The following is an 836-nucleotide window of genomic DNA, read 5'->3' as shown; positions in this document are numbered from 1 at the left end:
GAGCGGGTGCTGGAGGCGGCGCGCCGGCTGGACTTCCAGCCCAACGAGGCCGCCCGCGCGCTGCTGGCCGGCCGCACCTGGACCGTCGGGCTGATCACCACCGACGGCATAGGGCGCTTCAGCACCCCGGTCCTGCTCGGCGCGGAGGACGCGCTCGGCGCGGGCCGGATCTCCGTGCTGCTGTGCGACACCCGCGGCGACGCGATCCGCGAACGCCATTACGTGCAGACGCTGCTGGGCCGCCGGGTGGACGGCATCATCGTCACCGGCCGCCGCACCGACCCCCGCGATCCCCTGCCCGGACTGCACGGCGTGCCCACCGTCTACGCCCTGGCCCCGTCCACGGACCCGGCCGACATGTCCGTCGCCTCCGACGACGAGGGCGGCGCCCGGCTGGCCGTCGAGCACCTCATCGGCTCCGGCCGTACCCGGATCGCCCACGTCAGCGGCCCCGCGCACCACGCCGCCGCACGCCACCGGGCCCGGCTGACCGAGAGCCTGCTCGGCGACGCCGGTCTCGAACTGTCCGGCGGGCGGGTCCACTTCGGCGACTGGAGCGAGGCGTGGGGCCGCCGGGCCGCCCATGCGGTGCTGCGGACGGCTCCCGGCACGGACGCCTTCTTCTGCGGCAACGACCAGATCGCCCGGGGCGTCGCCGACACGCTGCGCGAGGAGGGCCACCGCGTCCCGGACGACGTGGCCGTGGTCGGCTACGACAACTGGGACACCATGGCGCTGGCCTCCCGGCCGCCCCTGACCACCGTCGACATGAACCTCAGCGAGATCGGCCGGGTCGCGGCCCTGCGGCTGCTCGACGCCATGGACGGCCGGCCGGC

1 protein-coding gene is annotated in these 836 nt (G+C 76.0%); it reads left to right on the top strand.

Annotated features, from left to right (window positions below; genetic code table 11):
• Positions 1-836 (top strand): LacI family DNA-binding transcriptional regulator (locus HCN08_RS34485; RefSeq protein ID WP_167987336.1); only part of this gene is annotated, 836 nt, incomplete at both ends.

This window comes from Actinacidiphila epipremni, assembly GCF_012034175.1.
In the GTDB taxonomy this organism is placed as follows: domain Bacteria; phylum Actinomycetota; class Actinomycetes; order Streptomycetales; family Streptomycetaceae; genus Actinacidiphila; species Actinacidiphila epipremni.
This window is presented reverse-complemented; position numbering and strand designations above follow the sequence as displayed.